Source organism: Paenibacillus dendritiformis (assembly GCF_015845845.1).
GTDB lineage: Bacteria > Bacillota > Bacilli > Paenibacillales > Paenibacillaceae > Paenibacillus_B > Paenibacillus_B dendritiformis_C.
In genome coordinates this window covers 83630-109494 of sequence record NZ_LDIG01000274.1, presented here as the reverse complement: position 1 = coordinate 109494, position 25865 = coordinate 83630, and the positions used below count along the sequence as shown (strand labels likewise).

Sequence of the window (25865 nt, the reverse complement as noted above, 5' to 3'; positions counted from 1 at the left end):
AGCTATGAATTTGGGAGATAGGAACAAAGACAAATAGATAAAATAGAACAGGCATCATTGCGCGAGCAACCCGTTTTCAGGAGAGGAGCCATACGACGTAGGCGCTGTCGATGACGGCACTTTATCTATTATTCCGGCATCATAGGGGGAAGTCGAACGGATGAAACGATACGTCATATTAGGTGGCGGTTACGGAGGATTGGCCATTATTCAACGGTTGTTGGAGGGCGAGCTGCCCTCTGACGTACAGCTTGTATTGATTGACCGCATGCCATACCAGGGATTGAAGACCGAGTATTACGCGCTGGCAGCCGGAACGGTTCCGGATATCGATATTCGCGTATCCTTTCCGATCGATCCGCGCGTTCAGCTTCATTACGCCAATGTCCAAGCCATCGATTTGGACAACCGGCTGATTCACTTCGAGCATGATGACGCCATGGCATACGATTATTTGGTGATTGGCCTGGGCTGCACGGACAAGTTCCATGGCATTCCCGGCGCGGAACAGTTCGGCTGCAGCATTCAATCGCTCTCCAGCACGAGGCAGACCTATCAGTGCTTGAACGACGTCAAGCCATACGGGCAGGTCAGCATCGTCGGAGGCGGACTAAGCGGGGTCGAGACGGCGGCGGAATTGCGAGAGAGCCGTCCCGATCTGAACATCCGGATCCTGGATCGGGGCGGACGGGTGCTGTCCGCCTTCCCGGAGAAGCTGTCCCGCTACGTATCCGATTGGTTCCGGGAGCATGATGTGGAGCTCCGCTCCCATGTACACGTCAGCCGGTTGGAGAAGGGCGTCATTTATAACCGCGCGGAAGACAAGGAAGAGGAGATATTGTCTCACGCTACGGTATGGACCGCCGGCATACAGCCGGTGGAGGTCGTTCAGGCGCTTCAGGTGCCCAAAGATCCGCAGGGGCGCGTGCTGCTGAATGCGTACCATCAGATTCCGGATTATCCGAACGTATTCGTGGTCGGCGACTGCGCCAGCTTGCCGTTCTCCCCGAGCGCGCAAGCGGCCGGCGCCCAGGGAGAGCAGATTGCCGATGTCATCAAGGCGATCTGGAAGAACGAGACGCCGCATCTGGGCAAGATCAAGCTCAAGGGCGTGCTCGGCTCCCTCGGCAAGAAAGCAGGCTTCGGCTTGCTCGGCAAGCGCACGATGGTCGGATACGTTCCGCGCGTCATCAAGAGCGGCGTGCTGTGGATGTCCAAGCAGCATTTCGGATAGCCCTAGATACAAGAATGGGAGCAGCGGCGTCAATCGGCGTCCGGCTGCTCCCATGCTTTTATTTCCCTGGCTTTCTCCATGATCACATCATATAATTGCTCCGCGGTCTCCGCGGCCACAATCTCCCCGTTCACATACGCATAGGGGAACAGGAAGCATTCTCCGCAATTGCCGAGGCAGCCGTATTCGATCACATCGACATCCGGAAGATCGGCGAGCCGCTTCATCAACTGGTCCGTTCCCTGATGCATGTTATTCACGCATATTTCTATGATCGGACGCATAGATGTTTCCCCGCTTTCATGTCGTGCCTTTGATTTCGATTAGCTTTATAATATAATAAAAGGAGCATGGATGAAAGGAGTTGGCGAAAGATGAGTGAACAAACACAGAACAGCATGTACGATGAAGTGCTGGAAGTGCTCGATAAACTGCGTCCGTTCCTGCAGCGTGACGGCGGGGATGTCGAATTGGTCGATGTCGAGGACGGTATTGTCAAATTGCGCCTGATGGGCGCATGCGGCAGCTGCCCAAGCTCCACAATTACCCTCAAAGCGGGTATTGAACGCGCATTGGTAGAAGAAGTGGAAGGCATTACGGAAGTCGTTCAAGTGTTCTAATTGCCCTCCCTGCATGGACAAGGGATGCCATCGGCCTCAAGAGGCCGGCGGCATCCCTTTTTTGTGCCGATGGCCGGAGCCCTCCCCTCCGCTATTTGAAGGTGGAGTTGGCCATCGCGGAGACGATATGCTTCTGCATGAACGTGAACAGAATGATAATCGGCACAATCGCCATGACGCTGGCGGCCATAATGATATGGAAGTACATCGCTTCATCGCCGGCAATCGAATCGCGCAGCATGCTGATGCCGACGGTAAGCACGCGCATGTCATTCGAATTGGTCATGATGAGCGGCCAGAAATAAGAATTCCAGGCGCCAATGAATTGCAGCACCGCCAGGGTCACGACAGTAGGCATCGTCATCGGGAGCAGGATCCGGTACAGCAGCGTCAGCCGCCCGCCTCCGTCTACCCGCGCCGCTTCCAGCACATCGTTGTTGACCGATTTGAACGCTTGCCGGAGCAGGAAGATGCCGTAAGCGGACGCCCCGTGCGGAATAATCAACGCCCAGAACGTATCCAGCCAGTTGAGCTTCGACATCATGACATAGACGGGCACGAACGTCACCTGATCCGGCACGATCATGGCCGCCAGCACGAGGAAGAACAAGGCTTCCTTGCCGCGGAAGCTGCCTTTGGCGAACGCGTACGCGGCCAGCAGCGCCACATTCAACTGCAGCACGACGATGCCTGCGGACATGAGAAGCGTATTGCCGAAGAAGCGCGCATAAGGAATGATCCGGAACGCCTCGGCATAGTTGCTCCAGGAGAAGGTCTGCGGCCAGAAGGTCGGCACCGCCAGCCGCATCTCCTGCTGCGTTTTCAGCGAGCTGACGATAAGCCAATAGACCGGGAAGAACAGCAAAGCGGTGACGATGACGGCAAGCGCGAGGCGGCCGGCGTACATCAGCTTTCGGTTCCGTTGGCCCGCCATGCGGTTATCCCTCATAATGCACCTTCTTCCGGCTCGCCCACCACTGCAGCAAGGCAAGCGCCAAAATAATGACGAACATCACCATCACGAGCGCCATCGCCCGTCCTGTTTTGAACTCGACGAACGCCATCGTGTAAATCCAATAGACGATCGCATTGGTTGCCTTCAGCGGCCCCCCGTTCGTCATAATATCGATGGATTGGAACACCTGCATCGATGAGATGAACGTCGTAATGAGCAGGAACAGCGTCATCGGAGACAGCAGCGGCAGCGTAATATGCCAGAACTGCCGCACCCGGTCCGCGCCATCGATGGCGGCCGCTTCATAGTACTCCATCGGAATGCCGCGCATGCCCGCGATGAACAGAATCATCGCGAAGCCGACTCCCTTCCAGACAGTGACGGCGACCAGCGCCGGCAGAGCCGTTGACGGCTCGACCAGCCACCCGACCGAGTCGAAGCCGAACGCATTCAACAGGCTGTTCAGCAAGCCATACTGCCCGTTGTAAATCCATGTGAAGACCATCGCCGCGACGACCATGGAAATATAATGCGGCATAAACACAATGCCCCGCATGAAGCCGAACAGGCGCGAAGATGCGACATTGAAGAGCAGGGCGAGCAGCAGCCCGATGCCAAGCGTGCCGGCGACGTCCATCACCGTGTACAGCAAGGTGACTTTGAGCGAATGATAGAAGTCCTCATTGTTCAACAGCCATACATAATTGTTGGTGCCCATGAATTTCTTCGTTGGACGCGTCATGTTCCAGTTCGTCATGCTGATATAGATGGAATTCAGCAGGGGGTAATACAGGAACACCGCCAGAAATCCGAGCGCCGGCAGCGCGAAAAACAGGTCCTTCCAGCTCTCCCGCCGTTGTCTTCGGCCCCGCCGCGAGGGGGCCGGAACGGTCATCGCCGCCTCCTGCCCCGCAGGAAGCGAATGAGTTAACATCTCATCCCGCATGCCCATCACTCATGCTCCGCCAGGATATCATTGATTTTGGCCGCGGCTTCCTTCATCAACGGCACCGGATCCGCCCCGTTCAAAATCATTTCGCCGATCACTTCTTTGTACACCTCGCTGAATTCCGGATAAGCCGGATGCTGCAGGCGCGGAGTCACATTGTCGAAATGATCGAACACCGCCTTGTACTGCGGCCATCTGGAGAAGTAAGCTTGTCCTTCCTCCGAGGCGATGGCCGACTTCCGCGTCGGCAAATATCCGACCGATTCCGCCCAAGCGATATTTTGTTCGGCCGATGTCATGAACTGAATGAATTTCCAGGCGGCTTCCCGCTTCTTGTCATCCTTGATGCCGTCCATCATCACGATGCCGGCGCCCCCGATATTCGAGGTGCGCTCCTGATCTCCCGGCAGGAAGGACACGCCGACCTCAAAGTTGGCATTCTCGCGGTACATCTTCAGCATGGCCGACGTATGCTGCACCATGGCGATCTCGCCGCCGAGGAACATCTGGCGCATATTGTCGGACGCGCCCTTGCCGTAGCCCATATGGACGACGCCTTCCTTCAGCCAGCGGTGGAAGTTCTCCACATACCGGAGCGATTCCGGCGTCTGCACCGCGGCTTCGCTTCCGTCTTCGGACAGGATATGACCGCCGCCGTTGGTGAGCCACGGATCATAATACCACGTATCCCAGCCCGGCACCGAGAAGGCATAGCGGGTCGTCTTGCCGTTGTCCCGCTTGGCGACCTTCGCATTGAAGGCGTCGATCTCGCCCCATGTCTGCGGCGGCTCCACGCCCAGTTCATCGAGCATCGTCTTGTTATAGATGAATACGCTCGTGCTGACGATCAGCGGGAACCCGTACTGCTTCCCTTGATAGGCATACGCCTTCAGCATCCCGGAGGCGAAATCGTCCAGATCCACCTTGTCCCGCTCGATCCAGGGCGTCAGATCGGCGAACACGCCGCCCTCGGCGAAGTTCGGAAGCGAAGCAACCTCCACGTTGGTCACGTCAGGAACGTCATTGGCCGCGACCGCTGCCTGCAGTTTTTTATGTAGATCTCCATATCCTCCCTGATAGACGGCTTCGACCGTAATATGGGGATATTTCTTCTGGAACGCCGCAATCTGCGCGTTCAAGCCTTCGAGCTGGGCTTCCGCATGGGCATGCCAGTATTGAATAGTTACCGGTGTCGTGTCATCCTTCAAGCCGGCAGGCGGCGCCTTCGCATCCGCCGTCGTTCCTGCTCCTTCTCCGCCGGAGCACGCTGTCAGGCTGATGGCGAGCATGCCGGCCAGCAGCGGCCGCAGCCATGATTTCATATCCATTTCGTAATCAAGCTCCTTTTCATGCAGTCCCCCGGACTGTTCGTTCGTGCTTTTCCGGCCGGCAGGCCGGATTTTGCATGCATGCGCGGGACGTTTCCCCCCTTTTTTGCCGCACCTATTCAATGTACGGCCGTATTGTTAACGGGCGATGATCGGATTGTAAAAAACTTGTAAGGGAAAATTTACACTGCCACTTCCACTATATTCAGCGGGACGGGCCGTGATGCAAGGCTTGTATCGACACAAAAAGGCTGCGCAAGCGGTCGTCTTCCGCTTTACGCAGCCTGTCGGTTGCATGCATTATAATGAAGAGATATGCGTTCCGGCCGTTCCTTGAAGAGCCAGAGCGGCATCGTCGAGCGAGCAGATGATGGCGTGCTTGCCAAGTTCCGCAAAGGCCACGGCGGCCTCCATCTTCGGCCCCATGCTGCCGCTGGAGAAATGCCCTTCCCGGACATATTCCTTGGCTTCCTCGCTACGGATATGCCCCAGCGCTTTTTGCTCGGGCTTGCCGTAATGAATAAACACATTTTTCACATCGGTGACCATCATAAAAATATCGGCATTCGCTTCCTGAGCCAATTTGAGGCCGCTGCGATCCTTGTCAATGACCGCCTCGACGCCGCTAATCGTGCCGTCCGCGGCCTGCACGACCGGAATGCCTCCGCCGCCGGCGCCAATGACAATGGCCCCGCTTGCGACGAGCTTCATGATTGTATCCGCCTCCACAATCGATTGCGGCTGCGGCGATGGGACGACGCGTCTCCACCCCCGGCCCGCATCTTCCTGCATGTTCCAGCCTTTGTCCCGCATCAATCGCTTTGCTTCTTCCTCGGTGTAAAAGACGCCGATCGGCTTCGTTGGATGAAGGAACGCTTCATCCTCCGGGGATACTCTCGTCTGGGTGAGCACACTGACGACCTGCTGCGGCAAGCCCCGCTTGCGCAGCTCGTTTTTCAAGCATTGATCGAGCATATATCCGATGAAGCCCTGAGACTGAGCGCTGCACACGTCCAACGGAAAAGGCGGGACAACCTCTTTCGCTTCTTCATTTTGCTGCAAAATCAAACCTACCTGCGGGCCGTTGCCGTGCGTAATAATGACTTCGTAGCCCGCTTCCACGATATCGGCAATCTTCTTGCTGCTGCTGCGCACATTGGCAAGCTGGTTCTCATAGGTTGCGGCCTGATGAGGCTGCAAGATGGCATTGCCCCCAAATGCGATCACAACTCGTTTTGACATGTTTTTTCATACCTCCTAAGGGCTATGATGGCACTGGCGATCCCGAATGCCGTATCGATTCCGGAGCTGTGTCCGGTCTGGAGCATCTGCTCAACATCGGCTTTGAGCCGAGCTGCGTCTTCTATAGCTTCCTTACCTTCCTTTTCTCCCATATCTTCCATTACCATCGCGTTCATCACCCGGGTGACCTTGCCGCTGAAGCGTCCATGCAGCGCATGGAGCAAATACGCTCTGCTGACATCGGTCGTGATGGCTTCTCTCTCCACCATATGATGCAAGACGGCCACACACGCTTCATGAAATGCGCCGGTTAGCTTGTGGACGGCCAGCACGCCGACGAGAAAGTCATCTCCCGACGGCGTCAATCCCGGTCCGCGTCCGAGAAAATAACGCAAAGGCCCTTCGGCCGCCTCAACCTCGCCGGTCAGCAGGGCGTCAAGCAACTGATCCGCCTGCCGCACCACCGCGTATTGCGGTTCGTCCGGCCGATAATCATTGGCGAGAAAGCGGTCCCATTCGACACCGAGTCCGGTCGGCACGCCCCAGGCAAGGCAAGTTTTCAAAAATTCGTTTACGTGAAACCTATCACGAACACGATGATACCGATCCGATCGGATTTCATCCAGGAACGGCGCGGCTTGAGCCAGATCAAGCGTCAGCGGACCTGCCGGATGGAGAAAGCGAATCGTGTCCGGCCCTTCAGTGACGACGGTGTCATCGAGCCTCACATGGCGGCGCAGCCGGTTGACGCTCTCCCGCTCCATGTGGATGCCGAACGGCTGCCTGCCATTCTTCGTCGTGCCGACAAAAATCAACGCATCTCCCATTGCCAGGTTGATTCCGTTCTCGAAGATGCTGTGGACGCGGCCCGTCGGCCTCCGGGCGAGGAGCGCCCCAAGCCGGGCGTCCATCTCCTCTCCCCTGAGACAATACGTACGCTGAGATGCGTTACAGAAGTCCGAGCTTGGCCGCATACGCTTCCAGCGCCTTCTCGAAGCATTCGACAGGCGGACGGACCGTCCCCGCGCCGATCTGTCCCACACCCGGCTCCTTATGAGCGATCCCGGTGTTAATGACAGGCGTAATTCCGGTTTCTACGACCTTTCTCGCATCGATGCCGAGGCAAATGCCGCGGAAATTCCAGGTTGGAACCGTAAAGTTCGGATTTTGGTCGATGGAGATCTCGACCATCTCGTTGCTCGTCGCCAACGCGTCGTGGAAACCGCCGGCCCCGACGAAGCGGGTTACGCCCGGAGCGGCAATCATCGCCATCCCCCCGACGCCGAATGTCTCCGTAATCGCGCTGTCGCCGATGTCCGGGTTGGCGTCCGTTTGCGAGTAGCCGGTGAAGAACAGCCCCTGCGGCGTATTGACCGGCGCCGTGAACCATTCGTCACCCATGCCGCTGATGCGGATGCCGAAGTCGCGTCCGTTCCGGCACATCGCGGTGACCACCGTGCCGGCTTCGATTGTGCGCGCCCCGTCCATCACGGCCTTGGACGCGGCCATCATAATATTAAGGAAGAACTGATCCGTATCCGCCAAAAACTTGATGACGCTCTGCATCTCTTGCTTATCCATATCGAGACTAACGATATAAGGGCTGATTTCCTTCAAAAAGACGAGCGAAGCGGCGATGTTGCGCTGATGGAATTCGTCGCCCATCGTAATCGCCTTCGCGATCATGACGTTCAGATTAAGCCCTTCCTTCGTCGCCTTCAGCGCGCGGGACAGCGTCGGGCCGAGCACGTCCCTCATCCATCTCAGACGCGTGATGACCTCTTCCGAATAAGCGCCGAAGCGAAGCACCTTGCCGATGCCTTCATTCATAATGCAGTACGCTTCATTGCCTTCGGCGCGGTTATGGACGACGAAGACCGGCATATTGCCGGACGTGATGCCTCCCATCGGTCCGACGGCCTTCACATGGTGGCACGGAATGAAGCGGATGTCGCCCCGTTCCAGCATGGCGCGGGCCTCAGCTTCTTCCTTCGCCCAGCCCTCGAATAACGCGGCGCCTACACATGAGCCTTGCATCGGTCCCGTCATGTCTTGGTAGGCGATCGGCGGACCTGCATGCAGCAGCGTCTTGCCTTCCAGTTCCGGAATGACGGTGCGGGCCGGCACTACATCAACGAGGAACGGCGTGCCGCCGGCAATCTTGTCAATCACCGCCTGATTGGCTTCATCTATCGTGTTGAATTTCATCTGTAATTCCCTCCCACGTCAACAGATATTAATTCGCAAACCGGTACTCGTTCAAAAGCTTCAATACGCGCTGCATCTTCGCGCTGCCGCCGGCAACCGGACGCCAATCGTATTGAATCGCCGGGGCGCCGCTTGCAAGGATGGCCTGCGTGAACTTCTGCAGCCCCACATTGATGACGGAAGGCTTCCCGCCAAGCAGCGCCGCGACAGGCGCGGACGCGGAGGTCGCTTCCGGCATGACCGCTGCCGCCGGACGGTGCGTCTTCGGCGCGTCCTCCAGGCCGAGGTTCATCATCGCCAGGACTGTGCGAACCGCTTGATTATTGCTTTCCTTCACCAGCACGCCCGCCTCTTCGAACTTGCGCTTCTGCTCCGCATAAGACTGCGGATCCTGCTGCGTGCCGCACAGAGCGCCGACAAAATACAGGTTGCGCCCTTCCGCCTTCGCCTTGGCCGTTGCCTTCGCAATCGCCGGCGCCAGCACGCTCGCCATATCATCATGGCCCCCGTATCCAAGCACGACGTCGAACAGAATGACCGCCGTCGCCGGATCTTGGGCCGCCTTCTCGATATGCTGGATCCGGGTAGCCGGATCGATCATCGGATGCGGCTTGCCCTGCGTATACATGTCATCGCCCAAATCGACAATCGCATGACCGTTCGATTTGAGGACGTAGCCGTCTTCATGAATAAGTCCGTCCTTCAATTGGAGCGCATCCGCGATAAGCATGGCCGCTTCAGCGGCCAAGGTGCCGCCGGCATACAGGCCCTGAATCGAGGTTTGCCCCGGCTGCAAATCCATCTTCGGCACCTCGAGTGGCACGCTGTACAGCGGCTGCACCTCGGCGCCTTTGGCGAGGTCGACCGCAATTCTGGCCGCTTCCTCCAACGTGTAGGCCTGATAGACATTGCCTTCATGCGCGGACGGCTTCTCTCCCAGGAAAAGGGTGACCGCCGGCTTCGACAGCCCTTGCAGCTGGCGCACGACCTGATCGCGCACCGCCTTCGCCGGCGGCTTGGACACGATGACGATCACCTCGGTCTGTTCGTTGTGCTCCAGTCCGCGGATGCCGTCCAGCATCGTAATCGCCCCGACCGTCTCCGAGAGGTCGCGCCCGCCGGTGCCGATCGCATGGCTGATCCCGCCGCCCATGCGGTCGATAAGCGTCGTCACCTCTTGGATGCCTGTCCCCGAGGCGCCGACGACGCCGATATTGCCCGCCTTGACGCGGTTCGCAAAGGCCAGCGGAACCCCTGACAGTATCCCCGTGCCGCAATCCGGACCCATGACGAGCAGCCCTTTATCATGCGCCTTCTGCTTCAGCTTCAGCTCTTCCTCCACAGGCACATTGTCGCTGAAAATAAACGCGTGAAGGCCGTAATCGAGCGCTTTGTCCGCTTCCGCCGCCGCGTATTGGCCCGGCACCGAAATAATCGCCAGATTGGCGCCCGGGTTCTCCTTCAGCGCACGCTCCCACGAGCGTACGCTCTCGAGCGAGGACGAAGCGGAGCTAACCGATTGGTCGCTTAAAAAGCTGTCGACCGCAGCGAGGATTTCATCCAGGTTGCTCTGCTCCTCTGCATCGATAACGATGCACATGTCATTGGCTCCGGCCTGCTCCAGCTCATCTGTATATAAGCCGGAATTGCTCATAATGTCCTTGTTGGCCGGCGTCCCCATCATGATCGATGCTTGGTTGACGCCTTCCAGCGCCGAAATATGATTTGTCAGAAGCATTAAATTGACGGAATCTTGATACGAATTCTTTTTAATGATCGTATGCAGCATTCTAGTTCACCTCTGGTTGTCCGTTCGGAGTGGATGATTTCCCTCTGGAGGATTGGCTTCCTTATTCTGCGGAAAAGTCACTTCGCAAACGGATCTTTATGGTCGTACGCATTGTTATGAATGACATCGGATACGAGATAGTCATAGATCTCATCCACAATCTCGATGCCGTTCGCTTCATTCTCCTGTTCAATCAGGTCATAATTCTGGCCCGGATACAGCACCTTCTCGAAGCCAGGGGCCGGCTTGATGCCGTTCAGATCGCTCATCGTCTTCGAAATATTGCGCCGGAACGTCTCCAAATCGGTAAAGAAGGACGGATCGATCACGATGTGAAGCTGGCCCAGGTTCCGGCCCTCGGTCAAGTCATGATACATGGAGCTGACCCGGTTCCCGAACGGCAGTCCGAGCAAAATGCCCGACAGCACATCGACCATCATCATCAAGCCGTACCCTTTCGGTCCGGCAATCGGAAGCAGCGCGTTCACCTGGAACGGGTCGGTCGTCGGCACGCCACGTTCATCGACGGCCCACGTCTCCGGAATCGACTCATGCTTGGAACGGGCATGCAAAATTTTCCCCCAAGCCTGAACGGTCGTTGCCATATCGAAGGTCATGAGCGCATTCCCTTCCCCAGGCGCAGCGAAAGCAATCGGGTTCGTGCCATAGTAAGGCTCGGCCCCGCCAAAAGGCACGACCATCGGATCGGACTGACATACCGAAATGCCGATCAGCCCTTCCCGAGCCGCTTGCTGCACATAATAGGACAGGGAGCCGCTATGTCCGATTCGCCGTACCCCGACGACGGCGACGCCATGCTCCTTCGCGATATTGACGGCCTCTGCCATCGCCAGCTTGGCCGCGACATGCCCCGCTCCGTTATCCCCGTCGAACACGGCGGAGCATGGCCCCGTCTTCTTGAAGTCGAAGCGCGGGTTTACGTTCGTTCCGCCTTTGGCAATCCGCTCCGCATAATATTCGACCCGCATGGCGCCATGCGAGTGAACCCCGCGGACATCGGCATGAACGAGCACTTCCGCCACCACATCCGCATGCGCGGCCGATAGTCCGGCCCGGGACAATTTTGTCCGGATCAGCTCATGCAATTTCTGTTTGCTTACTCTCATGTCCATCCCTCTCTGGCAAGTATTCCGCCTTCCTCTTGCTGCCGGGCGGAGCAAGCTCCAACCCGCAGCAGGGAAGGCGGTGTCTGACAGCCCCGCATCTCCCATTGGGAGGTTGCGGTAGCCCTGCTTATCCTACAGGGTGGCGTCCCGGTTGCAATCCTTGGAATACAAGTAGGCGAATGGCTCTCTGCCCACTGCATAGGTCGCTTGCGGAACGTATGGCCCCATATAGAGGTAGTCTCCTTTTTTGATCGGAATCCATTCATTGTCCAGATTGTAGACGCCTTCGCCGGACAGCATAATGGCCCCATGCTCCTGGTAATGCGTCTCTACGAATGGATGGCATCCGCCTGGCTCGAACGACAAAATATGAAAATTCATATCGAAGGCCAGGTCGGTCGGCAGCAAATCCTTCAGCTTGACGTTTGCCATATCGTCGTAATCCACCGCTTCCAGCTCGTGCACATTCCCCGACACGACCCATGGAAGAGAGCTTCCCTCGAGCGGCGCATATTTCTGCTTGTACAGGAACAAGCGCGTATCCTCTGCCTGCTCGTTCTCCAAGTACAGCTTCACGCCCGGCGGGCAATACAGGTAGCCGCCTTCCCGCAGCGAGAACGATTGATCGTCCGCCGAAGCCTTCACCCGTCCTTCCATGCAGTACACGAACGTTTCCACGCCGGCTTCCCCGAAGCCCCGGACATTCTTCCCGCCCTCGTGCATCGTCACGACATAATCGACGAATTTGGCGCCAAGCCGCGGCGATGCCAGAATCGAAATATCGCATTGCTCGAAGCCAGGAACGGTATTTTTGACCAGCCCCTCCGGCGGTATCAAGGCAAAATTGCCGCGCTTGATAAAGGATCGGCTAGACAACAAGTCTTTTGGATAACCCATATTGCACACTCTCCTTCTTCTCAATTAAGTCGTCTGTGGCGTCTTCTTCATATTAGCTATCAGCATCACGGCAGACCCGACCACGATAATGATCGTCGCCAGATAGAAGCCCAATACTTTACTGCCCGTCGCGTCGGAAATCAGACCGGTAACGAACGGAGCTACGACCGATGACATCATGCCGAAAAAGTTGAAAATTCCGAACGTAGACCCGACCCCTTGCTTCGGCGCGATATCCGCCACATACGAGATTAAGATCGGCTCGACGGCCAGCTTGCCGAGGAAGCCGTACAAGATAAGGCAGACGATAAGCAACGTGGTCGTCTGTACCGAGACGGTCAAGTACAGCATCACCGCAGCCAGCAGCTCCAAAATGATGATAAACGTAACCTTCTTATGCATGAACTTGTCCGACATCCGGCTGAACAGCAACGCGCCGGGCACTGCGCTGAACGCAACCAGAGCGGCAGCGAAGCCGATCGCGGTCCCTTCGAAGCCCCGTTCATCCTGCAAATACGACGGCAGCCAGGTCACGATCATGTAATATCCATAGCAGGTCGCAAAATAGAGCACATAGGAGGCGACCATCTTCGGATTGGCCAACAGCCGTTTAAATGTCGCCTTGTCTTGGTTCTCGGCGCCCGCGGTCTCCACAGCCGTTTTCGACTGCGGCGTGTTCTTCTTGATATTTTTGGCAAAAACCAGCATTAAGCTGAAGGCCAAACCTGCCGTAATAAAGAGCAGCACCCGCCAATTCCAGCCGGCATCCTTTACCAGGAAGCTCGAGCCAATAAGACCGATGGCCATCCCGATGGCGGAACCGCTGTTAATGATCGCCGTGGAGATGCCCCGCTTCTCCTTCGGTATCGTCTCCGACGAGATGGAATAGGCCGGACCGTAATAAGTGCCTTGCCCCAACCCGGTAATGAAGCTCGCGACCAGGATGAACATGAGTGAGGTCGAGAACCCGACAAGAACTGCCCCCAAGGTGAACAAAATAAATCCCGGAATGATGATCGTCTTCCGCCCGAACCTATCCGCCAGCAATCCCGACGGAATTTGCATCATCGTATAGGCGAAGAAAAATACACTGAAGATGAGGCCCATGCTTGCATCTGACGTTACATTTAAATCTTGTTGAATCTCGGGAAGAATCGGATTCAAGATGGTGCGGTAGATCCAAATGACCGTCCATCCGAGACAAAGCATGACGATGACTTTTTTCCAATACTCCCACTTGCCCTGTTGGCTGACGTCCCTCATAACTCTCACTCTCCTCAGCGCAGATCGAATTGTGCCTGCCTGCTTGTCCTGTCTTCAATGCCTATCATGCTTGATACGCCAACTCATGCAGCGCGTAGGTCAAAGCGCGAACCCCGTCTGCCAGATGCTCCGGACTCGTATATTCTGCCGGATTGTGGCTAATTCCGTTGCGGCTTGGAACGAACAGCATGGCCGTAGGCACAAATTTCGCCATAATCTGAGAATCGTGACCCGCTCCGCTGTGCATCAGCTTGAACGGAATATTATGCGACCGGCACTGCCGCTCCAGTACGTCGAGAATCCGTTGATCCATCGGAACCGGATCCTCGTCCATCCACATATCTATCTTCAATTCCACGCCGATGGCTGCGGCGGTGCGCTGCATCAGCTCCGTCACCTCATCGGTGAACCGGATCAGCTCCGCTTTGTCCGTATGGCGGATATCGAGCGTGAACAAGGCCTTGCCCGGCACGACATTGACCACATTCGGCTTGACCTCGATCTTGCCGACGGTCGTCACCAGCGGATCGCCATGCTCTTGCGCCAGGTCCAGAATTTGCTGAATCATCCGGCCTGCCGCGTGAACCGCATCCTTGCGGTAACCCATCGGCGTCGTGCCGGCGTGGTTCGCCTCTCCCGCGATCTCGACGGTGAAGCGCCGTTGGCCGACGATGCTGTGAACGACGCCGACGGACAGGCCTTCGCGTTCCAGGACGCTGCCCTGCTCAATATGCAGCTCCACAAACGCTTGAATATCGGTCCGCGGCTTCGCAGGTTCCTGACGGAACCCGAAGCCCGCTTGCTCCATCGCTTCCGTGAAGCGCACGCCTTTGAAGTCGGCAATATCCTGCACATCCTCCTTTTTGGCGACTCCCACGATATTTTTGCTGCCCCAGAACGTATACGGGAAGCGGCTGCCTTCTTCTTCCGCGAACGAGACCACTTCCAACGTGCGCAGCGGCTGTCCGTACTTTTCCTTCAAAGTCTTCATCGCCAACAACGCGGCGAGAATGCCATATTGCCCGTCATACTTGCCGCCGTTCACTACCGTATCCACATGAGATCCGCTCATAATCGTTTCATCCGGGTACTGGCTTCCTTCCAACCGCCCGAACAAGTTGCCGACCTCATCGTAATACGTGGTGAAGCCTTCTGCTTGCATGTACTGGTCCAATGCTTTTTGCGCAGCCGTCCACGCTTCGGAATATAGCAGGCGCGAGACGCCTCCAGCCGGGTCTTCACCGAACTGGCTCAGCCATTCGACAAGACGAACCGTTTCCGTTTGGATATTATCCATGACCATATCTGTCCTTTCTGTAAGATGTGCGCATTATCCAAGCGGGATAAACGGCGTGCCGCTTATCCGTGGCGCAACCTTAGCTGTTCAAACCGCCCACTGATCAACATAAAATCCCTGCAGGTGTGACCTTTTGAACTCGCATAAATAAGGTCGATTTTTGCTTGCACCTTGATTGTAAACGCTTCAAAAACGAATAACATCGAAGCATGTCGATAAAAAACGCCCCTCCTTTTTATCCACTTCGGATAAAAGCAATAAAAAAGCAGCTTTCCTGCAGGTGAAAAGCCGCCAATCGGTTACAGAATTCACAGGTGGTTTCCCATCCACCCAGCTTTTGTAATTTTCTCTTGCGTCTCCCCTTGGGCCACATTTGCCTTCGGTGTCTGCTCTTTGCACCACTCTCCCATTGAGTCAGGTCCGCCCTCCGTTTCGGTTCTTTGCACCACTCTCCCATTGAGTCAGGTTCGCTCTCCGTTTCCGTTCTTTGCACCACTCTCCCATTGAGTCAGGTCCGCCCTGCAAGGCTAATGTTTGGATCCCACTGGGCAATAACTAACCCTGCTATCAATGCTGAAGGCAAGGATAAAATTGAACCATATTACCCAAATCATACGTGCAAGACGTATCTCTGCTTGCTGTGGAGCTTGCAAATAAAAGAGAGCACGCAGATGCATTCTGAGACCTTGGGATCTTGAATAAGGAACTGCGCACATCTTCGCCTTCCTGACTCGATGGGAGATTGTTTATAAGAGCCTACATTCACCTACTCTTCCTGACCGATGGGGAGTTTGCTAATAAGGAATTGCGCACATATATGAGGTTCGATTTGTCGAGACGCCAAAAACTCCGCTATAAGAGAGCTCACTGCTCTCCTAATGCGGAGTCTTAGTGCGGAAGGCGGCGGGCGGCGGTATGCTGTCTTGCTTACACGCCCACAAGCTCTGGATGCGCTGCGACCGGATGATCGTTGAGCAAGACGAGAATTTTCAATCCGACTTGGACCGACAGCATCTCATCCGGGTCATCCATATCCATGCCGGTAATCTCCTTGATCCGTTCTATCCGGTAGGTCACGGTCTTATAGTGGACGTACAGCTCCTCGGCTGTTTTGGCGGCATTTTGATGATGTTCCAAAAACGTCTGCAGCGTTTTGAGTAAATCATCCCGGTTCGGCTGTTTGTAGGCGAGCAATTTTTTTAACGAAAGCGGAATGAACTTCGCCAGCTCTTCCGCATCTTCGATTTGGCAGAGCAAGCGGTATATGCCCAAATCCGCAAAAGCGGAAATCGCGGAATTGCCATTTATCAATGTCCCCAGCTGTAATGCATCTTGGGCTTCCTTATAACTGCGAGGCAGTTCGGAAATCGAGTGGGCCGCGTTCCCGATCCCAACCTGCAAATCGATGCTCTGAATCCGTTTGCAAAATGTGTGCTGGATGTTCCTCGCTGCGGCCTTGATCATGCGCAAGGAGGCTGTTTTATCCGCAGGAGGAGTATCGATTCCCCACAGTACAACGAGCTGATCGTTACGGATCCGGATGGTGCCTTCCGGCAGCTGCCGCTGAATCATATCATACAGCAAGCGCTGATACGGATGATGAAGGCTGTACAGATCCAGTTCCTTCTCGTCGTCCCCATCCCTAGCCTGAAGACGGAACAGCACGACAACATAGGTCTTGTTCAAATCCCAGCCAATCAAGTTGGCCCTCTGGTACACACTCTGCAGCGATTCGATCTTGGCGTTCAGCAAATCATCGATTAAGTCGTCTTTGAATTTCATCTCCACTTCGGCTACGGCATATTGCTTGACGAGATCGAGCGATAAAGAGGTTGCTGCGTTTTCAATTGCAATGAAATCAAGCGCTTCCACGGATTTGCGCGTCTCATGGATAACGAGATGTATCTTGATATGATTTACGGTTTCTACCGGAACGACAAGATGCTCGCACGTCCGGTTCCCCCATTCCGGATATAGCACGCGCTGCCGGTAACAAGCAAATTCCGTATCGATGCGGGCGCCATCCACTTCCTCGTGATCCAGCACCTCAAACTGCACCAGATCCGGGTCGGTCGCCGATATCGGATAAAAGTTCCGGTCATATAAGGTAACCGGGTTGCCAATCAGTTTTTTCAAGGACATGATAATATTTTCCGCACCTTTGTTGGCAAGCGTAAGCGCGATAAATCGGTCATGGACTTCTTTAAAATACTTGAGCTTTACCACTTGATTGTTAAAGAGTAATTCCATCACCGGATACATAATTTCACGATAAGGAACTTGCTTCGGAATCTGGATGATTGGCAGATGAAGCGTCTCTGATGCTTCAATAATGCCTGATGGAATATCATGAACGAATCGTCCCGTTTTGATAACGAGAGCGCTTACTTTTTTATCAGACAGCTGCGCCATGAAGATCTGCTGCTCGCTATAATTGAAAGATTGCAGCGGGTACAGACTGGTCAGCAGCAATTCTCCCCCGTTGATCCACTCGGCGATATCGGGCGCTTCAATGATTGTCACTCCGCGAACAAGGTTGTTCAGACCCTGCTTGCCGCTGACGACGAACGCTTGCTTCAATGTGTCGATCTGTAACAAATCCTTGACCCTGAATTCTATGGTGTCCGCCTCCTCTCGGTATAGAGGTAGATTCGTCGAGCAAAGAAAGGCCAATATCGTATTTCCTTGCTTCTACATTAACAGTATATCATGTAAGCATGAAATTCTTCATTTATCGACATGAGCAAGATGAATATTTTGTGACCGTGACGACATGTAAAGAGGCGGTCCCTTCCAGCAAGGAAGTGTCCGCCCCTTATCATTCGCCTTATTTTGTCAGATTGCCGCCGCATTGCAGCGTCTTCGCAATATTGCGCGCCGTCCGCTCCATATTGGCGGCCGCATGCCGCATCGCCTCGTCCAGGCTGCATACGCCGGGCACGATCGTAAAGACCATATCAATGCCGTGCTCATGCACCACTTCATGCCCGTCCGCCAGCGAGCCCGCGATGCCGATCACCGGCACCCCGTAGCGCTTGGCCGTGTTGGCCACGCCCATTGGCGTCTTGCCGTAAATCGTCTGGCTGTCGATGCGGCCTTCTCCCGTAATGACGAGATCCGCATCCTTCACATGCGAAGCGAGCCCGGTCGCTTCGATGACGATATCGACGCCCCGCTTCAGCTCGGCGTCCAAAAAGGCGAGCACGCCCGCGCCGAGCCCACCTGCCGCGCCTGCGCCGGGAATCCCGGCGACGTCGCGGCCCAAGCAGGCCTTAATCATCGCCGCATAGTGGGCGAGATTGCCGTCGAGCTGCCGCACCGCGTCCGGCCCGGCGCCTTTCTGAGGGCCGAATACGGCCGAGGCCCCCCGCTCGCCGGTCAGCGGGTTATCCACATCGCACGCGGCCACGAAGGCCACTCTCTTCAGCCGCGGATCGGCTCCGCTCACATCGATGCGGGCAATGCGATGCAGTTGTCCGCCGCCATGGCCGATGTCCGCGCCATCGGCGTCAAGCAGCCGCACGCCGAGCGCCTGCGCCATGCCGGCGCCGCCGTCGTTCGTGGCGCTGCCGCCGAGCCCGAGAATGATCGTGCTGACGCCTTCGTCCAGCGCCGACTGAATCAGTTCGCCGGTGCCGCGCGTCGTCGTCGCGAGCGGATTGCGCTGCGCCGGCGGCACGAGCGCAAGTCCCGAGGCGGCCGCCATCTCGATGACCGCCGTCTTCCCGTCGCCAAGCAAGCCGTAGAACGCGGTCACGGGCGCGCCGAGCGGCCCTGTCACCTCGCGGTGGATCACACGCCCGCCCGTCGCATCGACCAAGGACTGGACCGTGCCTTCGCCGCCGTCGGCCATCGGCACATGTACGATTTCCGCCTCAGGGTAGACATGACGCCATCCTTTTTCTATCGCATGACATGCCTCCAGCGCGGACAAGCTCTCTTTAAATGAATCCGGAGCAATGACAACCTTCATTTCTCTCCACTCCCTCTCCTTCAAACCTTAACCAACGGCCTCTGCTCCCCGGTGGAATCCGGGTTACAGGAACCAGCCGAATACGCCGAACACCAATGTCGAGACGATGGCCAGGACAAGGCCGATCACCGTCTCATACGGAATGAGACGCAGCCGCTCCTTCATCGCCATGTTAACGCTTCCGCCCGTCGCGTGGAAGAAGCTGCCGTGAGGCATATGGTCGAGGACGGTCGCACCGGCATGAATCATGGCCGCAGCGCCCAGGGAAGCGACGCCAAGCTCCATAATCGTCGAGCCGAACACCGAGCTTGCGACCGCCGTGCCTGCCGTCGTCGAGGCGGTGGCCAAGGACATGAACGCGCCGCTAATCGGGGCAAGCAGGTAAGCCGGCAGGCCGGAAGAGGCCAGGCTGTCGATGATGACATTTTTCAATTGCGAGTTCGATATAATGCCCGCCAGCGTTCCCGTGCCGAGCAGCATAACGGCTACGCCCGTCATTTTGCCGAGGCCCGATATCGCATATTGATTGATATGCTTGATGCGTCCCATGGACAAGGCGCCAACGAGGCCGCCGGCAGGCAGTGCGATAATCGGGTCGATGACGATGCCGGCCAACGGACGCAGCGCCAGCAGCACAATCGCCGTGAGCGGCGCCATCATCGCCGCCAGGAAGCTTGGAAGCTGCTGCTCGCCATTGTCAACGCTTTCTTCAGCGGCAATCATCGTGCCCTTCTTCGTCAGCCGCTTCGCGATGATATAGGTGACAATAAGCCCGAACAAAGCCGGGATAATGCCCGCCATCATCATCGATGTCAGCGGAATGTTGAATGCTTCCGCCGCCGAGATGGCGTTCGGATTCGGCGACATAATGTTGCCGGCCTTGCCGCCGCCGATCATGGCAAGCAGTATCGCCATGCGGGACAAGCCGGCGCGCTGCGCAATCGCGAGCGCAATCGGCGCCACCGTGATGACGGCGACATCGATGAAGACGCCGACCGCGGTCAGCACCATCGTCGCAAACGCCAGCGCGAACAAGGCGCGCGTCTCGCCGACCTTGCGAACCAGCGTCTCCGCGATCGTCTTGGCTCCGCCCGACTCAATCAGGACGCCGGCCAGCACGCCGGCCGCCAGGATGCGCAGCACGGCCGGTATCATGCCCTTGGCGCCATCCATCATCAGATTCACGGAATCGACCAGCCCGATCCCGCCCACAATCCCGCCGGCGAGCGCGCCAATCATCATGCCGTACGCCGGAGGAACTTTGCGCAATATTAACACAATGGCTACGACCAATGCCGTCAAAGCACCGAGCACAGTTACAGATACGTCCATAGTGTACTCCCCCTAAGGTGTTATATCAAATCCTTGTACGATTAGTGTACCTGTAATGTGAAAGCGCTTCATCGTGCATCGAAATGAAATACAGCGCTTTCCTCAGCATGTTTTTTGTTCAAATGCACAATAGGCGCCGGCCCGCTTACACGCCGCTCTCGTTCTCCTTGTCCCCCAGGGCGCTTAACCAACGGGCCGTCATCAGCGTATATAAATCGCGAAAATGCTTCGGGTCCTTGCCGGTCGCTTCATGGATACGCTGCAGGCGGTAACGGAGCGTATTGCGGTGAATCGCCAATCGCTCCGCGATGCGCTGCTGCTCGCCGTTCTCCTCATAATACGCCTGCAGCGTCTGCTGCAGCTCCCCGCTCTTATCCTCCTGCGCGAACCGCCGCCATAGCCGCCGCAGCTCCTCCCCTATCCATGATGGCTTGACATTGGCAGCGGCTGTCTCGTTCGGCATGTCTTCGCTGTAATATACCGTCTGCTCCGGGAAAATCGCCTGGCCCGCCCGCATCGTATCCTGCGCGGAGCGGTAGGACGCGATTAAGCCGCCGATACCGGAATACGCCTTGCCGACGGCGATGCGGAGCGGCGCAATCCGCTTCTCCTCCAGCAGCCGGCGGATGCGGCCGATGCCTTCGCATATATCGGCCCCGGGCTCCCGCGGATGCAGATGCGGCTTGAACAGTACGATTTGGCGCGTATTCCGGATGGCGATCAGATCGATGGCGGGCCGCCCCTCCAACAGTTCCACCACCCGCTTGAGCGTAGGCAGCGCATCCGCGCTCTCTGTTCCGGTCAGCTCCATAATGCATGCGACCCGCGCCCGGTCCGGATTGAAGCCGATCCGTTCCGCCTGGAGCCGCAGCATGTCGTTATCCTTGCCGTCCGCGTGAATGACGGACAGCAGGAAATCCTCCTTCATCCGCTTGTCCCATTGGGCTTTTTCCAGCAGATCGGCTTGCTCCAGATACATTTCCGCCGTCATTTTCACCAGCTCGCCGTACTTGGTCACCTCGTTCGGATCGCCGGTAATGCCGATGACGCCCACGACTTCGCCCTGGAATTGAATCGCCAGATTCGTTCCGGGCAGCACCCCTTGCAGCTTGCGCGCGCTCTCCTCGTCTATCTCGAAGCGCCCCTTCCGCTCAATCGCGATGAGCGCTCCCTCATGCTTCTGGTATAAGCGCGAACGGTCTCCGGACCCGATAATCCGCCCTCGTTCGTCCATGACGTTCACGTTATAGTGAATGACTTGCATCGTTCGCCTCACGATTTCCTGCGCCAATTCTTTGGTCAGTCTGCTCATCTTGTCTACCACCTGTTCATTTCACGCGATATGAAAAACGCCCTCCATCCGGCTGAAAAGCGCAGCGCACCGCGCTCTTGTCAGGACAGGGGCATTAAGCTCCAGCATAACGCAATATACACCCTTACTAGAGGTTGTTCAAAAAATAAACTTTTAAAACCCGCATTCCCGAGGAAATCGTTCCTCCGGCTTACGTAAGCTTGCCGATATTGGCCCGTATCGGGTCGAGCCCGCCGGACACATTCATGATGTTGCCAGTGAAGAAATCCGATTGCTCCTCGCACAAAAAGCGGATGACCCGGGTCACATCCTCGCCCGTGCCCGGACGGCCGCGAGGCGTCTCTTCATCCGGCACGCCCTGCACCTCGTCGATGCGCCGCTCCTTATTGTCGCCGCGAATATCTCCGGGGCAGATCATATTGACCGTAATGCCGTACGGAGCCTCCTCCACGGCCAGCGTCTTCGTAAAAGAGACGAGCCCGACCTTGGCTGCGGCGTATACGGCGCGGTGCGGCCAAGAACGCGCTTCTCCCGCATGGCCGAATCCGTAATGGATGATTCGTCCCCACCCGCGCCGGCGCATGGAGGGAAGCAGCATATGATCGAGCAGCATGACGCCGGTCAGGTTGCCGTTCAGCAGGAACAGTATTTCCTCTTCGGTATAGTCAGCGAACAGGCGGCGTTCCCGGACGAAGGGTCCGGCATTGTTGACGACGATGTCCGCCATGCCTATTCGTTCCTTCATCGTATGGACGAGCCGCTTGACATCTTCCGTCTTCGAAATGTCGGCTTGCACGAGCAAGCAGCGAACGCCCATGGAAGCTATCCGGCGTTGAAGCTCGGTTGCCTCGCGTTCGCTGTGCATATAATTCAGCACAATGTCATGTCCGGCTTCGGCCAAGGCGAGCGCGGCCATCTTCCCCAGCCCTTTGGCACTGCCGGTAATCAGCGCAATCCTGCGCTCCTGTTCCAACATCATCTCCTCCTCCCGGCCTCCGCATCATTCCTCTTCAGTATATGCGATTTGCCAGGGCAGGACAACTTGGGGCGGTAGGGCACGATACGTTAGAAGAAGCATGCCTCCAGCCTGTTGCCGCAATGATCTTGAAATGAAAACCACTTCACGCCATCTCCTTCCTCCACCGCCGATACCTCGACTCCGGCAGCCCGCAAGTGCCGATGAGCGGCTTCCGCATCCTTCACATAGAAATTGAATGCCGCCTCCGCCGCCGGGCGGAACGATGAAGCTTCCGTCTTCAACAACGTGAGAGGCGTCTCGCCCAGCCCCAGGACGGCGATATGATCATTCTCCCATTTCAGCGCAAGCCCGAGCACCTCCATGTACCATGTCTTGGCCTCCTCCAGATCAGGCACCCGGACAAATACCGTATCGATTCGTTCGATCATGACATCTTCCCCCTAGTAATCGTATTGAGTTCCTACACGGTTTCTGCACCCAGCGCCAATTTCCTTTCGGATTTTTTTAAATGTTTCCTAAAATTCACCACCCTACTTCCGCACGCATGACAAAGCCCCCTTGCAGGGCAAATATGCTGCCGTACAAGGGGGCTGTTCGAGTAGAAGATAAAGCCTTCTTAGAACGCCGGAACGATGGAGCCTTCGTATTTCTCGCTGATGAACTGCTTCACGTCATCCGATTGCAGCGCAGCCAGCAGCTTCTGGATCGCATCGCTGTCTTTGTTGTCGCTTCGCGCCGTCAAGATGTTCGCATACGGAGAATCCTTGTCCTCGATGAAGAGGGCATCCTTCGTCGGATTGAGTCCGGCTTCCAGCGCATAGTTGGTGTTGATGAGCGCCAGGTTGACTTCATCCAGCGTACGAGGAAGCATCGCCGCCTCAAGCTCTTTGAATTTCAGATTTTTCGGGTTTTCGGCAATATCCTTCACGCCGGCGTTCAGGCCAGCGCCTTCTTTCAGCTTGATCAAGCCTTGCTTCTCCAACAGAAGGAGCGAGCGTCCGCCGTTGGTCGGATCGTTCGGAATCGCCACCGTATCGCCGTCCTTCAGTTCATCAATCGATTTGATCGATTTGGAATACCCGCCGAACGGCTCGACATGGACATTCCCCACGCTCACGAGATCATAGCCTTTTTCCGTCACTTCGTTGTCCATGTACGGCTTATGCTGGAAGAAGTTCGCATCGAGCTGCTTCTCGTGGACCTGCACGTTCGGCTGCACATAGTCCGTGAACTCTTTAACCTCGAGTTCAATGCCCTGCTCCTTCAGCTTCGGCGCGATATGCTTCAAAATCTCGGCATGCGGCACCGGCGATGCGCCGACAACCAGCTTCACCGTCTCCTTGCCGCCCTCTGCGCCCGCCTCGTTCGACGAGCCCGTATCCGTTCCGGTCGACGATTTGCTGCCGCATGCCGCGAGCACGCCGATCAGCGCAATCAACGTCAATACATACGTCCATTTTTTCATGTCTCTCTTCTCCTCCCCTTGTTTCCCCATTTAATCATGTCCTGATTTACATTTATAGATGGAAGCCCGATACCGAGCGAATTCCTGACACTTTCCGCGACCGGGCCCTTGCGGGCCATGGCCGGCCGGCTACTTCCGGGTGAAGCGGCGGACGAAGGCGTCGCCAATCCATTGCAGAATTTGCACGAGCAGCACCATAATAAAAATCGAAATGATCATGACTTCAAATTCATAGCGGTGATACCCGTACCGAATCGCCAAGTCCCCGAGACCGCCGCCGCCGACCATGCCTGACATCGCCGTATAGGTGACGAGCGTCACGGCCGTTATCGTCGTGCCGGCGATCAAGCCCGGCATCGCCTCCGGCAACAGCACCTTGCGCACGATCTGCCAGGTGGAAGCGCCCATCGCCTGCGCGGCTTCGATGACGCCGCGGTCCACCTCCCGCAGCGAGGTCTCCACCAGCCGGGCGAAGAAAGGCGCAGCCGCGATAACGAGCGGCGGAATCGTGCCTTCGACCCCGATCGAGGTGCCGACGATCATCCGGGTAACCGGAATGAGCGCAATCATCAAAATAACGAATGGCGCCGAACGCAAAATATTGACGATGAAAGATACGACGAAATATACGGTTCTCCCGGCCGTCCCTTTTGATTTCCCTGTCAAATAAAGAAGCACGCCGAGCGGAAGCCCGATAACGATCGTGAACAGGACGGAGAACAGCATCATCGCCAGCGTATCGCTTGTCGCCGTTCCGAGCTCGTCCCAGTTGATTTTGGAGAAATCGAGATCCTTCATTACGCGATCACCTCCACTTCAAGTCCTCTATCCTTGAGCGCGGAGAGCGAACGCTCGACATCCGTCTGGTCGCCGTCCAGACGAACGACCAATTGTCCGTATGGAATATCCTTCATGCGCGATATCGTCCCCTGCAGTATTGTGAAGCGGACACCCGCTTCGGTGAGGACGGTTTGCAGCACGGGCTCATAGGTGACATCGCCCAAGTAATTGATCTTGACGACGCGCGAATGATCGCCTGCCTGCCCCTGGAAGGCCATCCACGGCTGCAGGTCGGCGTCATGGCGCTCCTCCATAATGAACTCCCTCGTCACCGGATGCTGCGGCTTCAGGAAGACGTCGACCACTTTGCCCTGCTCCGCAATCTGGCCGGCATGAATGACGGCGACCCGATCGCATATCGCTTGAATGACATGCATCTCATGGGTGATGAGCACGATCGTGATGCCGAAGCGGCGGTTAATATCGAGCAGCAGCTCCAGAATCGATTGGGTCGTCTGCGGATCGAGCGCGGAGGTCGCTTCGTCGCAGAGCAGCACCTTCGGATCGTTGGCCAGCGCGCGTGCAATGCCGACCCTCTGCTTCTGTCCCCCGGACAGCTGCGCCGGATATTTATTGCGGTGCTCCTCCAGTCCGACGAGACGGATTAATTCATCCGCCTTCGCCTTCACTTGGGCGGCAGGCGTGTTCTGCAGCCGCAGCGGGAAAGCGATATTGTCGAACACGGTTGCCGAGGAGAGCAGATTAAAATGCTGAAAAATCATGCCGATTTTGCTGCGCTGCTCCTGCAGCTCCCGCTTCGACAGCTTCATCATGTCCACCTGATCCACGAACACCTTCCCGGAGGTCGGGCGCTCCAGCAGGTTGATGCTGCGCAGCAGCGTGCTCTTGCCGGCCCCGGAGTGGCCGATAATGCCGAAAATCTCCCCTTGCTCTATCGTCAAACTGACATCATTCAATGCGAGAGGTCCGGACAGCTTCCCTTTGACTTCATATTGTTTGCTGATATGCTCCAGACGAATCAATGATAGTTTTCCCCTTCCTAATTAGCGGTGACCTGTATCTCTCTGTATTTACGCCAAAAGCCCCCTCTTGGC

General features: G+C 56.5%; 23 protein-coding genes. 2 read left to right on the top strand and 21 right to left on the bottom strand.

From position 1 onward, the window contains the following. The first annotated feature begins 160 nt into the window (after nucleotides 1-160). Complete coding sequence (locus ABD76_RS27230) at nucleotides 161-1234, top strand: NAD(P)/FAD-dependent oxidoreductase (RefSeq protein ID WP_197260037.1); 1074 nt, start codon at nucleotides 161-163, stop codon at nucleotides 1232-1234. 29 nt (nucleotides 1235-1263) lie between these two features. Here ABD76_RS27230 and ABD76_RS27225 read toward each other — a convergent pair whose 3' ends face one another. Continuing rightward, on the bottom strand, nucleotides 1264-1518 hold the full coding sequence (locus ABD76_RS27225) for a YuzB family protein (protein ID WP_197260036.1): 255 nt from the start codon (nucleotides 1516-1518) through the stop codon (nucleotides 1264-1266). Nucleotides 1519-1608: 90 nt separating this feature from the next. On the opposite strand from ABD76_RS27225, the gene ABD76_RS27220 reads away from it, so the two are divergent. Then, a complete protein-coding gene (locus ABD76_RS27220; protein ID WP_006285354.1) occupies nucleotides 1609-1854 on the top strand; it encodes a NifU family protein in 246 nt (81 codons plus the stop codon). 91 nt (nucleotides 1855-1945) lie between these two features. Here ABD76_RS27220 and ABD76_RS27215 read toward each other — a convergent pair whose 3' ends face one another. The 20 genes from ABD76_RS27215 to ABD76_RS27120 all read right to left on the bottom strand — a co-directional run bounded on the left by ABD76_RS27215 (nucleotide 1946) and on the right by ABD76_RS27120 (nucleotide 25793). Further along, complete coding sequence (locus ABD76_RS27215) at nucleotides 1946-2803, bottom strand: carbohydrate ABC transporter permease (protein ID WP_197260035.1); 858 nt, start codon at nucleotides 2801-2803, stop codon at nucleotides 1946-1948. Further along, nucleotides 2793-3704, bottom strand: coding sequence for a carbohydrate ABC transporter permease (locus ABD76_RS27210; RefSeq protein WP_242069841.1), 912 nt, complete (start codon nucleotides 3702-3704; stop codon nucleotides 2793-2795). The genes ABD76_RS27215 and ABD76_RS27210 overlap by 11 nt, the downstream gene beginning before the upstream one ends. A gap of 56 nt (nucleotides 3705-3760) precedes the next feature. Beyond that, nucleotides 3761-5086, bottom strand: a complete 1326-nt coding sequence (locus ABD76_RS27205; protein WP_197260033.1) for an ABC transporter substrate-binding protein — start codon at nucleotides 5084-5086, stop codon at nucleotides 3761-3763. A gap of 300 nt (nucleotides 5087-5386) precedes the next feature. Next, the gene (gene arcC / locus ABD76_RS27200) at nucleotides 5387-6328 is read right to left on the bottom strand and encodes a carbamate kinase (RefSeq protein WP_197260032.1); all 942 of its coding nucleotides are present in this window, start codon (nucleotides 6326-6328) and stop codon (nucleotides 5387-5389) included. Then, nucleotides 6310-7239, bottom strand: a complete 930-nt coding sequence (locus ABD76_RS27195) for an oxamate carbamoyltransferase subunit AllH family protein (RefSeq protein WP_242069835.1) — start codon at nucleotides 7237-7239, stop codon at nucleotides 6310-6312. The genes arcC and ABD76_RS27195 overlap by 19 nt, the downstream gene beginning before the upstream one ends. 37 nt (nucleotides 7240-7276) lie before the next feature. Then, nucleotides 7277-8536, bottom strand: a complete 1260-nt coding sequence (locus ABD76_RS27190; RefSeq protein WP_197260031.1) for a YlbE family protein — start codon at nucleotides 8534-8536, stop codon at nucleotides 7277-7279. 28 nt (nucleotides 8537-8564) lie between these two features. Continuing rightward, nucleotides 8565-10325 carry an acyl-CoA synthetase FdrA gene (gene fdrA / locus ABD76_RS27185; protein ID WP_197260030.1) on the bottom strand — a complete coding sequence of 587 codons (1761 nt, stop codon included), beginning with the start codon at nucleotides 10323-10325 and terminating at the stop codon, nucleotides 8565-8567. A 77-nt stretch (nucleotides 10326-10402) separates the two neighbouring features. Further along, nucleotides 10403-11452 carry an ureidoglycolate dehydrogenase gene (gene allD, locus ABD76_RS27180; RefSeq protein WP_197260029.1) on the bottom strand — a complete coding sequence of 350 codons (1050 nt, stop codon included), beginning with the start codon at nucleotides 11450-11452 and terminating at the stop codon, nucleotides 10403-10405. Between the two features lie 132 nt (nucleotides 11453-11584). Beyond that, on the bottom strand, nucleotides 11585-12349 hold the full coding sequence (allE, locus tag ABD76_RS27175; RefSeq protein ID WP_197260028.1) for a (S)-ureidoglycine aminohydrolase: 765 nt from the start codon (nucleotides 12347-12349) through the stop codon (nucleotides 11585-11587). Between the two features lie 24 nt (nucleotides 12350-12373). Further along, complete coding sequence (locus ABD76_RS27170) at nucleotides 12374-13612, bottom strand: MFS transporter (protein ID WP_197260027.1); 1239 nt, start codon at nucleotides 13610-13612, stop codon at nucleotides 12374-12376. A gap of 64 nt (nucleotides 13613-13676) precedes the next feature. Continuing rightward, a complete protein-coding gene (gene allC, locus ABD76_RS27165) occupies nucleotides 13677-14909 on the bottom strand; it encodes an allantoate deiminase (RefSeq protein WP_197260026.1) in 1233 nt (410 codons plus the stop codon). Nucleotides 14910-15836: 927 nt separating this feature from the next. Beyond that, nucleotides 15837-17507: a PucR family transcriptional regulator gene (locus ABD76_RS27160; protein ID WP_206765822.1), complete on the bottom strand. Its 1671-nt coding sequence runs from the start codon at nucleotides 17505-17507 to the stop codon at nucleotides 15837-15839. 229 nt (nucleotides 17508-17736) lie between these two features. Then, nucleotides 17737-18882 (bottom strand): glycerate kinase, encoded by a 1146-nt coding sequence (locus ABD76_RS27155; protein WP_197260025.1) that lies wholly within the window; start codon nucleotides 18880-18882, stop codon nucleotides 17737-17739. A gap of 63 nt (nucleotides 18883-18945) precedes the next feature. Then, a complete protein-coding gene (locus tag ABD76_RS27150) occupies nucleotides 18946-20214 on the bottom strand; it encodes a GntP family permease (RefSeq protein ID WP_197260024.1) in 1269 nt (422 codons plus the stop codon). Nucleotides 20215-20359: 145 nt separating this feature from the next. Then, the gene (locus ABD76_RS27145; RefSeq protein WP_197260023.1) at nucleotides 20360-21526 is read right to left on the bottom strand and encodes a sugar diacid recognition domain-containing protein; all 1167 of its coding nucleotides are present in this window, start codon (nucleotides 21524-21526) and stop codon (nucleotides 20360-20362) included. Between the two features lie 190 nt (nucleotides 21527-21716). Continuing rightward, complete coding sequence (locus ABD76_RS27140) at nucleotides 21717-22502, bottom strand: SDR family oxidoreductase (protein ID WP_197260022.1); 786 nt, start codon at nucleotides 22500-22502, stop codon at nucleotides 21717-21719. An 89-nt stretch (nucleotides 22503-22591) separates the two neighbouring features. Then, nucleotides 22592-22933: a VOC family protein gene (locus ABD76_RS27135; protein ID WP_197260021.1), complete on the bottom strand. Its 342-nt coding sequence runs from the start codon at nucleotides 22931-22933 to the stop codon at nucleotides 22592-22594. A gap of 188 nt (nucleotides 22934-23121) precedes the next feature. Then, complete coding sequence (locus tag ABD76_RS27130; protein ID WP_197260020.1) at nucleotides 23122-23970, bottom strand: MetQ/NlpA family ABC transporter substrate-binding protein; 849 nt, start codon at nucleotides 23968-23970, stop codon at nucleotides 23122-23124. A 129-nt stretch (nucleotides 23971-24099) separates the two neighbouring features. Continuing rightward, nucleotides 24100-24768 (bottom strand): methionine ABC transporter permease, encoded by a 669-nt coding sequence (locus ABD76_RS27125; RefSeq protein ID WP_197260019.1) that lies wholly within the window; start codon nucleotides 24766-24768, stop codon nucleotides 24100-24102. After that, nucleotides 24768-25793, bottom strand: coding sequence for a methionine ABC transporter ATP-binding protein (locus ABD76_RS27120; protein ID WP_197260018.1), 1026 nt, complete (start codon nucleotides 25791-25793; stop codon nucleotides 24768-24770). Before ABD76_RS27120 ends, ABD76_RS27125 begins: the two co-directional genes overlap by 1 nt. Nucleotides 25794-25865: the final 72 nt, after the last annotated feature.